Below are 8663 nucleotides of genomic sequence, written 5' to 3' on the forward strand. Positions count from 1 at the left end.
GCGCGGCGGGATCCTCCGGCGGGCCCAGCAGCACGGCGCGCTCGACGGCGTCCAGCTCGGGCCGGGAGAGGGCGTCGAGGGCCCGGCGCAGCCCCGCCCGGGACAGCAGGGCCTCGGCGAGGTCCTCGAGGGACCCCGTGCCCGGGCGCGCGGCGTCGGGCCGGGCGGCGAGCAGCTCGCCCAGCTCGGCGGGGGAGCGGGACGCGAGATCCCGGAGCAGCCCGTCCGGGAGCACGGATCAGGCCCGGCGGCGGCGCAGCAGGGAGCGCACGAGGACCGCGCAGAACAGCAGGAAGGCCACCGGGAACGCGAACCACGGCACCACCGTGAGCCCGTCCCAGGGGTCCGCTCCGACGGCCGTGAGCACGAGCAGCAGGGCGAGGCACACGGCGCACACCAGGCCGAGCACCACCGCGGAGACGCCGAGGACGTCGATCCCGGGGCGTCGGGCAGTGCGGGGCGCGGGCGCACGGTCGTCGGAGACAGGCATGGCTCCAGGGTACCGAGCGCAACGGTGTGCCGCTGACCGCGCCCCGGCGGTCCCCGCCCCCGGAGCAGGGCTAGAATGGGAGGTTCCACAGGGTGGCTCGGCGGCAGGGACCGACGGGCCGCCCCTCCACGAACACGAGGACGAGGGAGACAGCGTGCCCACCGGCAAGGTCAAGTGGTTCGATGCGAAGAAGGGCTTCGGCTTCCTGGCGGCCGACGACGGCCAGGAAGTGTTCCTGCCCTCCTCGGCGCTGCCCTCCGGTGCCACCACGGTGAAGCCGGGCACGCGGATGGACTTCGGGGTGGCCCAGGGTCGGCGCGGCGCGCAGGCGCTCTCCGTCCGGATCCTCGACCGGACCCCGTCGGTCGCGAAGAACGTCCGCAAGCCCGCCGACGAGATGGCGGTCATCACCGAGGACCTCATCAAGCTCCTGGACGAGATGTCCAACGGGCTGCACCGGGGCCGCTACCCGGACTCCGCGCACGGGAAGAAGATCGCCGCCATCCTGCGCACGGTGGCCGACAACCTGGACGTCTGAGGCCGCCGCGCCGTTGCCGTCCACCGATCCCGAGCAACCACCCGCCGGCCCCCGCCGGCACCCACCCGAGGGAGACCAGCAGTGACCGAGGAGACCGTCCAGGACGCGCCCGCCGAGGCCGTGCCGCCGGCGCCCGAGCAGGCGGCACCGGTGGCGGCGGCGCCCCGCCGTCGCCGGGCCCCGAAGCAGGACCCCCTGCTCGTGGCCGACGTCGCCACGGCTCGCGCCGGGGTGGAGCAGATCGCGGAGCCCTCGCAGATCGGCGGCGGTCACCGGGTGACGGTGGAGGAGGACCGGCTGGTCGTCCACCACTTCGAGTGCACCCTGCCCGGGTACCGGGGCTGGAACTGGTTCGCGAGCCTGGCCCGCGCCCCGCGCAGCAAGGCGGTGACGGTCTGCGAGGTCGGCCTGCTGCCGGGGGAGGATGCCCTGCTGGCGCCCGAGTGGGTCCCGTGGTCCGCCCGCGTCAGCGCCGAGGAGAAGGCCCAGGAGGAGCAGGACCGGGCCGAGGACGAGGCCGGGGAGACCGCGGCGGCCGGCGGGCCCGAGGGCTCCGGCGGCGCCCCCGACGGCGAGCCGGCGTCCGGTGACCGGGCCGAGGACACGCCGGTCCCGCCGCAGGAGGGCGAGGAGCTCTGACCGTCCCGCCGGGGACCGCGAGGACGGACGAGGCCCCGGAGCCCGCGCGCGGGATGTTCCGGTCCTTCCGGTTCCGCAACTACCGGCTGTGGTTCCTGGGCGCGCTCGTGTCCAACATCGGCACGTGGATGCAGCGCACGGCCCAGTCGTGGCTGGTCTTCGACGAGCTCTCGGACCACGACGCCACCGCCATGGGCGTGGTGACGGCCCTGCAGTTCCTGCCCCAGCTCTTCCTCGCGCCCTGGGCCGGCGTGCTCGCGGACCGGCTCGACCGGCGGCGCCTGCTGCTGTGGACCCAGACGGCCATGGCGGTGCTGGCGGCCGGCCTGGGGGCGCTGGTCCTGGCCGACGCGGCCACCCTGTGGCACGTCTACGGCTTCGCCCTCGCCCTGGGCGTCGTCTCCACCCTCGACGCCCCCGTGCGCCAGACCTTCGTCTCGGAGATGGTCGACGACGCATACCTCTCCAACGCCGTGGCCCTGAACGCGACCTCGTTCAACGCCGCACGGATGATCGGGCCCGCCGTGGCCGGCGTGCTCGTGGCCGCCATCGGCTCGGGCTGGGTGTTCCTCCTCAACACGCTGACCTTCGGCGCGATGCTCGCCGCCGTCCTGGCGATCCGCGCCGACGAGCTGCGCGGGATGCCGCGCTCCGGCCGGGGGCGGGGCCAGATCCGGGAGGGGCTGGCCTATGTGGCCGGCCGCCCCGACATCGTGGCGGTGCTGGTCACCATCTTCCTCATCGGCACCTTCGGGCTGAACTTCGCGGTCTTCCTGGCCGCCATGGCCGGACCCGAGTTCGGCCGGGGCTCGGAGACCTTCGGGCTGCTCAACTCGGTGCTCGCGGTCGGCACGGTGGCCGGGGCCCTGCTCTCGGCCCGGCGCCGCAGCGCCCGGCTGCGCTACGTCTACGGGGGCAGCGCCGTCTTCGCCCTCAGCTGCCTGGGCGCGGCGACGGCGCCCACCCTGCCGCTGTTCGCGCTGTGGCTGGTCCCCTGCGGGCTGTCCTCCCTGACCATCATGACCACCGCCAACGCGTACGTGCAGTCCACCACCTCGCCGGTGATGCGCGGACGCGTCATGAGCCTCTACATGGCCATCTTCATGGGCGGCACCCCGATCGGGGCGCCGGTCGTCGGCTGGATCACCGACGCCCTCGGGGCGCGCTGGGGCATGGGGGTCGCCGTGGCGGCGGGACTCGGCGGGGCCCTGGTGGGCTTCGTCGTCTGGCTGCGGCTGCGCGCGGAGCGCTCCGCGCCCGAGAACTCCGGCTAGCGCCCGGCTCCTCCGCGGAGCTGCTCGACGACGTGGTCCACGCAGGCCAGCAGCCGGGCGACGTCGTCGGGCTCGATGGAGACGAACGTGGCGATCCGCAGCTGGTTGCGCCCCAGCTTGCGGTAGGGCTCGACGTCGACCACGCCGTGGGCGCGCAGGACCGCCGCGACGGCGGCCGCGTCCACGGCGGCGTCGAAGTCCACGGTGGTGATCACGGTGGAGCGGTCCTCGGGGCGGGCCACGAACGGGGACGCGAAGGACGAGGCCTCGGCCCACCCGTAGACCAGGTCCGAGGAGGCCTTTGTGCGGGCCGCGGCCCAGGTCATGCCGCCCTGGTCGTTGAGCCAGCGGACCTGCTCGTCGAGCATCACCAGCGTGGCCAGGGCCGGGGTGTTGTAGGTCTGGTTCTTCCGGGAGTTCTCCAGCGCCGTGGTCAGCTGCAGGAAGTCGGGGATCCACCGCCCGGAGGCGCCGATCCGCTCGATCCGCTCGATCGCCGCGGGGGAGAACGCGCCCAGCCACAGTCCGCCGTCCGAGCCGAAGTTCTTCTGCGGGGAGAAGTAGTAGACGTCCGCCGCGGCCACCTCCGCGGCCATCCCCCCGGCGGCCGAGGTCGCGTCCACCAGCACCAGCGCGTCGTCCGCGATCCCGGAGGGCCGGTGCACGGGCGCGGCGACACCGGTGGAGGTCTCGTTCTGGGGCCACGCGTAGACGTCCACGCCCTCCTCCGCCCGGGCGTCCGGGCGGGTGCCGGGGGCGGACTCCACGATCGAGGAGGGCTCCAGGAACGGTGCGCCGTCGGTGGCCTGGGCGAACTTCGCGCCGAACTCCCCGAACACCAGGTGCTGGGCCCTCCGCTCGACCAGCCCGAACGCGGCGGCGTCCCAGAACGCGGTGGCCCCGCCCAGGCCCAGGAGCACCTCGTGGCCGGAGGGCAGGCCGAGGAACTGCGCGAGGCCCTCCCGCACCGAGCCCACGAGCTCCTGCACCGGCGCCTGGCGGTGGGAGGTGCCGAGCAGGCCGGCCCCGGCGCGCGACACGGCCTCGACCTGTGCCGGACGGATCTTGGAGGGGCCGGCGCCGAAGCGGCCGTCGGCGGGCAGCAGGTGCTGGGGGATGGTGACGTGTGCGGGCAACGGGCGCTCCCTCGTGGGTGACGTGCGGCGGGTGGTGCGCGACGGGCACGGCCGCCGCGGAGGCCGCTCGCGCCGTTCGCGACTCGGCCCATTCTGCCCCACCCGCGGACGGCGGGCCCCGCGGGCGCCTCCTCCCTCCGGGCGGCCGGAGGGCTCGCGCACTAAGCTCGTGCGGGAAGACCGGACCGGGCGGGATCCCCGGGCCGGGACGGCCGGACGAAGGATGACTGAGGCATGAGCGACCTGATCGACACCACGGAGATGTACCTGCGGACCGTCCTCGAGCTCGAGGAGGAGGGGATCACGCCGATGCGGGCGCGGATCGTCGAGCGCCTCGACCACTCCGGGCCCACGGTCTCGCAGACGGTGTCCAGGATGGAGCGGGACGGGCTGCTGACGGTGGGCCAGGACCGGTCGCTGCTGCTCACCCCTGCCGGCCGTGAGCGTGCGGTGCAGGTGATGCGCAAGCACCGGCTGGCGGAGCGGCTGCTCGCCGACGTCATCGGCTTGGACCTCGCCCAGGTGCACGACGAGGCGTGCCGGTGGGAGCACGTGATGAGCGAGCAGGTCGAGCGGCGGCTCGTGGACCTGCTGCACAGCCCCCGGTACTCGCCGTACGGCACGCCGATCCCCGGTCTGGCCGCCCTCGGGGTCGAAGAGAGCCCCGCAGCGGCGCACCCCTCCCTGCTCGACGCCGCCCGCCACGACCCGGACGGGTCGCACACCGTGGCGCTGCTGCCGGAGGTGGTCCAGGCGGACGCGGACCTCCTGGGCGTGCTGAGCGACGTGGGAGTGCTCACCGGGGCGGAGGTCACGGCCCGGGTGGACGGTCAGATCGTGCGCATCGAGGTGGCGGCCACGGGGCGGTCCGCGGAGATCGACCTGCGCACCGCCGCGGCCATCCGCGTCCTCGCTCCCTGAGGCGCCGCCGTCTCCCGGAGCGGGGCGGCGAACGGTTCTTCCCGGGTGTGGGGACGTTCACAAGCCACTTTCGGCCAGTCCGGCCCGAGCCGGACCCCGGAGGCGCGGCTTCCCTGGTGACAGGCGGATTCCCAGGGCGCTCGAAGACACTGCACAGCTCGTCACAGGTGCGAATTGATTCGACCTTTCCTCTCAATAGCTACTCATTGAGACCCGCAGCGTTGTCCGGCTGTTATCTGTCGTGATCAAAACGTGACACTTCCGTAATCTGTCATGTACTGTTCAACGCGTGCCGATCACTGGTCGGATCGGCGCCCTCGGAGCACATCGCCGAATTCTGCCGGTGCCCGTGGCCTCTACACAGAAACTGCTTGGCAGAAGCGGGGGAACCACTTTCGGTCCCGGTGATCCGGGTCCTTGGGGTTAAGTCGTCAGAGCGCGTGCGTTCTGCGGCCGGGTGTCTCCCACCCGAATCCGACAGCTCACCTCGTAGGCAAAGGGAGGAACTCAACCATGTCGCTTTTCACGCTGAACGCTGCCCGCCACCGTGCCGAGACCACCTCGCACGTCGTGCGCAACACCACCATCGCCGCCGCTGCCGGCGCCGCGATGATCGGCTCCGTCGCCCCGGCCCAGGCCTTCGCCCAGGCTCCCGTCGAGACCGGCGCGGCCTACTCGGCCCCGGCCTCCGCCTCGCTGGCCGAGTACTCCTCGTACACCTACCAGGCCCCGGTCGCCGCGCAGCCCGCCGCTCCCGCCTACGAGGCCCCGGCCCCGGCCCCGCAGCAGACCGCCGCCACCTCGAGCGTCACCCCGCAGTCCACCGCCACCACCGAGATCGCCCCGGCCGCCGGCGGCGTCGTGGGCACCGCGATGTCCGCGCAGGGTGCGGGCTACGTCTACGGCGGCACCGCCTACGGCGCCTGGGACTGCTCCGGCTTCACCCAGTGGGTCTTCGCCCAGAACGGCATCGACCTGCCCCGGACCACCTGGTCCCAGTTCGCGGCGGGCACCCCCACCGCCAACCCGCAGCCCGGTGACCTCGTCTCGCAGAACGGCGGCGCCCACGTGGGCATCTACATCGGCGGCGGCAAGATGATCTCCGCCCTCAACCCGACCCAGGGCACCCAGGTCCACTCCGTCAACGCCATGCAGCTGGACGGCTACTACACCTTCTGATCCGGTCCGCCGCCCGCGACGACCCCGCTCGTCGCGGGCGGCACCCGATCACCCCCCCACCCCGCACGCCGAGAACCGCTCTCCCGGTTCCCGGCGGTGCCTGCTGTCCGACCGGACGGCGCCCCCTCCTCCGCTCGCCGGCCGTCGTTCCCGATCCCGGAACGCACCCCTGCCGGACACCGGCCCACCCCGCGCACTGCCCGGGGCGATCCGTGCTGTCACCCGCGCCCTCCGGCAGGCCCGGCTCCGAAAGAAAGTCGTCTGAACTCCTCATGACCCGTGATCTGACCTCCTCGAACGGCATCGGCTCGCTCTTCTCCGGCAAGGCCCGCACCGTGGCCGCCGTGGCCGCCTTCTCCGGGCTGGCCCTCGCCACCACCGTCTCCGTGCAGGCCGCTCCGGCCCAGGACGCCTCCGCCGACGCCCCGCTGTCCGCCGTGGCCGCGGCCACCCCCGCCGCGGCGCCCGCCGTGTCCCTCGAGCCCGTCGCCCACGTGCAGAAGGTCGAGTCCGACCGGAAGTCCGAGAAGAAGGTCGAGAAGAAGGCCGAGCGGCAGAAGGTCGAGACCCCGGTCGTCGCGGCTCCCGCCGTGGCCGCTCCGGCCCCGAAGCCCGCCGCCGCGCCCGCCCCGAAGCCGGCCGTGCAGGCCGCTCCGGCCGCCCAGCGCACCGTCACCCCGCAGAGCTCGGCCTCCGGCAAGGGCGCGACCATCTCCTCCGCCGCCATGGGCCAGCTCGGCGTGGGCCAGGACTGCACCGCGCTCGTCACCAACGCGCTGCGCGCCGCCGGCATCAACCACCACGGCTGGCCGGCCTCCTACCTGAGCCTCGGCACGCAGGTCTCCGCCGGCCAGGCGCAGCCGGGCGACCTCGTCTACTACGCCGACGGCGGCATGGGTGCGGCCCACATCGGCGTCTACATCGGTGGCGGCAAGGCCGTCCACGGCGGCTGGAACGGCGGCACGACCGTCATCGACAGCGTCAACGTGGGCTCCGGCCCCGTCTACGTCCGCGTGCGCTGACCGCACGCGAGAGCACCGCTTCGGGTGCGCGGTTCCTGGTCGGCCAGACGGGAACCGCGCACCCGCTGTCATCCCGGCGCCCACCGCGCCGGCCACCCCGGCGCCCCGGCGGCGGCCGATAGACTGGCCCCATGTCCACCGACTACAGCCGCAACGCCCGCACGAGCCTGGACCGCGAGTACGCCTACATGGCCTACGGCATGATCGGCGGCGCCGTGCCAGGCATCGTGGCCGGCTTCGTCGTCGCCGCGTTCGTGGGGCACGCCGCGATGTGGCTCTCGGTGTTCGGGGGCATCGGGATCGTGCTCGGCCTGATCACCGGGATCCTGCTCCACCGGAGGCGGCACGCTGCGGCCGTGACCGAGGACCGCCGGGAGCGCGGCGCAGCGCCGGAATGACGTGCTCCCGCAGCAGCGGGGCCAGGTCCGCGGGCAGCGCGCCGGGGGAGTCCTCGTCGACGGGCTGCCAGCGCAGCTCCTCGATCTCCGCGAGCGGCACCGGCCGCCCCGTGAGAGGTGCCGTGAACACGGTGCACCGCACCCACGTGCCCGCCTCGTTCGCGGCCGGCGCCACGAACACCCCGAGCGGGCGCAGCTGGGCGGCGTCCAGCCGCAGCCCGACCTCCTCCGCGGTCTCCCGCACGGCGGCGGCCGCCGGGGACTCGCCCGGGTCGAGCTTGCCGCCCACCAGCATGAAGCGCTCCGTGCCCCGCTTGCGCACCGTCAGCAGCGCCCCGTCGTCGTCCCGCAGGCACACGGCGGTGATGGTCAGCACCTCGGCGTCCGCCGGGGGAGCGTCCGGGGACACCTCGGCGGCCGCGCGCAGCCGGCCGATCTCCTCGTCGAGGTTGCGGGCCGCCGCCGGACCCCACCGGTCCTGCGCCGCGGCGGTCCGGAACAGCGGATACCGGCCCCGGAGGTCCTCCAGCACCTCCAGCCGGGCCCGGGCGAACTCCGGTCCGGGCACGTGCGCGTACTCCTTCCGCACGCCCGCCGCGTAGGCGGCGTACCCGTCCGGGTCCGCGCCGAGCACGGAGAGGTCGGCGTCCAGGAGCACCCGTCCGGCGGCGTCCCCCTCGGGGACCCGGTGCCCGAGGGTGAGCAGGACGAGCCGCTCGACCTCCGCCACGAGCGGCGCGGCGAAGCCGGCGGCGCCCAGCCGGGTGCGGGCCAGCTCCGCCGACGCCCGCTCGTCCGCTCCGGGGCGGCCCCGGTAGACGGCGTCGTGGAACCAGGCGGCGAGGACCAGGGCGGCGGACCGGTCGGGATCGAGGTCGACGCCGGGCCGCAGCAGGTCGACGGCCTCGAGCACCGCCAGCAGGTGGGCGGGACCGTGGTAGTGCCGGTGCGGCTCGCTCCACCGGTCCACGAGCTCCTCGCCCAGCGCCGGGTGCCCCGGGAAGCGGGCGGCCCACCGCCGCAGCAGGACCCGGGCGATCCGGTCCGGGCGCGCCCGCGCCGGGAC

10 protein-coding genes, 1 pseudogene and 1 riboswitch are annotated in these 8663 nt (G+C 74.4%); of the genes and pseudogenes, 7 read left to right on the forward strand and 4 right to left on the reverse strand.

The features are described 5' to 3' along the window. Positions 1 to 235, reverse strand: a pseudogene (locus CRM73_RS16880) (hypothetical protein); the annotation flags it as partial. Between the two features lie 3 nt (positions 236 to 238). After that, positions 239 to 490: a hypothetical protein gene (locus tag CRM73_RS16885; protein WP_081615734.1), complete on the reverse strand. Its 252-nt coding sequence runs from the start codon at positions 488 to 490 to the stop codon at positions 239 to 241. A gap of 154 nt (positions 491 to 644) precedes the next feature. On the opposite strand from CRM73_RS16885, the gene CRM73_RS16890 reads away from it, so the two are divergent. The 3 genes from CRM73_RS16890 (at position 645) to CRM73_RS16900 (ending at position 2941) form a co-directional block, all read left to right on the forward strand. After that, positions 645 to 1028 carry a cold shock domain-containing protein gene (locus CRM73_RS16890; protein WP_229588588.1) on the forward strand — a complete coding sequence of 128 codons (384 nt, stop codon included), beginning with the start codon at positions 645 to 647 and terminating at the stop codon, positions 1026 to 1028. An 81-nt stretch (positions 1029 to 1109) separates the two neighbouring features. Next, the gene (locus tag CRM73_RS16895) at positions 1110 to 1667 is read left to right on the forward strand and encodes a DUF3027 domain-containing protein (RefSeq protein WP_017832741.1); all 558 of its coding nucleotides are present in this window, start codon (positions 1110 to 1112) and stop codon (positions 1665 to 1667) included. A 53-nt stretch (positions 1668 to 1720) separates the two neighbouring features. Continuing rightward, positions 1721 to 2941 (forward strand): MFS transporter, encoded by a 1221-nt coding sequence (locus tag CRM73_RS16900; protein ID WP_017832740.1) that lies wholly within the window; start codon positions 1721 to 1723, stop codon positions 2939 to 2941. Here CRM73_RS16900 and serC read toward each other — a convergent pair. Continuing rightward, positions 2938 to 4077 (reverse strand): phosphoserine transaminase, encoded by a 1140-nt coding sequence (gene serC, locus CRM73_RS16905; RefSeq protein ID WP_017832739.1) that lies wholly within the window; start codon positions 4075 to 4077, stop codon positions 2938 to 2940. The genes CRM73_RS16900 and serC overlap by 4 nt on opposite strands. A 234-nt stretch (positions 4078 to 4311) precedes the next feature. Here serC and CRM73_RS16910 point away from each other — a divergent pair, with 234 nt between their 5' ends. The 4 genes from CRM73_RS16910 to CRM73_RS16925 all read left to right on the forward strand — a co-directional run bounded on the left by CRM73_RS16910 (position 4312) and on the right by CRM73_RS16925 (position 7597). After that, positions 4312 to 4998, forward strand: coding sequence for a metal-dependent transcriptional regulator (locus CRM73_RS16910; RefSeq protein ID WP_017832738.1), 687 nt, complete (start codon positions 4312 to 4314; stop codon positions 4996 to 4998). A gap of 318 nt (positions 4999 to 5316) precedes the next feature. Continuing rightward, a riboswitch (cyclic di-AMP (ydaO/yuaA leader) is annotated at positions 5317 to 5506 on the forward strand. Between the two features lie 5 nt (positions 5507 to 5511). Then, on the forward strand, positions 5512 to 6177 hold the full coding sequence (locus CRM73_RS16915; protein WP_035926910.1) for a C40 family peptidase: 666 nt from the start codon (positions 5512 to 5514) through the stop codon (positions 6175 to 6177). A 272-nt stretch (positions 6178 to 6449) separates the two neighbouring features. Next, the gene (locus tag CRM73_RS16920; protein WP_229588589.1) at positions 6450 to 7199 is read left to right on the forward strand and encodes an NlpC/P60 family protein; all 750 of its coding nucleotides are present in this window, start codon (positions 6450 to 6452) and stop codon (positions 7197 to 7199) included. A 131-nt stretch (positions 7200 to 7330) separates the two neighbouring features. After that, complete coding sequence (locus CRM73_RS16925; protein ID WP_017832735.1) at positions 7331 to 7597, forward strand: hypothetical protein; 267 nt, start codon at positions 7331 to 7333, stop codon at positions 7595 to 7597. On the opposite strand, the gene CRM73_RS20005 is transcribed toward CRM73_RS16925, so the two are convergent. Then, positions 7515 to 8663 (reverse strand): NUDIX domain-containing protein (locus CRM73_RS20005; protein WP_370658561.1); only part of this gene is annotated, 1149 nt, incomplete at its 5' end. The genes CRM73_RS16925 and CRM73_RS20005 overlap by 83 nt on opposite strands.

This window comes from Kocuria sp. CCUG 69068, assembly GCF_020833785.1.
GTDB lineage: Bacteria > Actinomycetota > Actinomycetes > Actinomycetales > Micrococcaceae > Kocuria > Kocuria rosea.

What these genes read in the sequence shown, in the direction of transcription:
- CRM73_RS16885 (WP_081615734.1), bottom strand. Translation starts at nt 490, where the DNA reads ATGCCTGTCTCCGACGACCGTGCGCCCGCGCCCCGCACTGCCCGACGC.
- CRM73_RS16900 (WP_017832740.1), top strand. Translation starts at nt 1,721, where the DNA reads ATGTTCCGGTCCTTCCGGTTCCGCAACTACCGGCTGTGGTTCCTGGGC.
- CRM73_RS16910 (WP_017832738.1), top strand. Translation starts at nt 4,312, where the DNA reads ATGAGCGACCTGATCGACACCACGGAGATGTACCTGCGGACCGTCCTC.
- CRM73_RS16915 (WP_035926910.1), top strand. Translation starts at nt 5,512, where the DNA reads ATGTCGCTTTTCACGCTGAACGCTGCCCGCCACCGTGCCGAGACCACC.
- CRM73_RS16920 (WP_229588589.1), top strand. Translation starts at nt 6,450, where the DNA reads ATGACCCGTGATCTGACCTCCTCGAACGGCATCGGCTCGCTCTTCTCC.
- CRM73_RS16925 (WP_017832735.1), top strand. Translation starts at nt 7,331, where the DNA reads ATGTCCACCGACTACAGCCGCAACGCCCGCACGAGCCTGGACCGCGAG.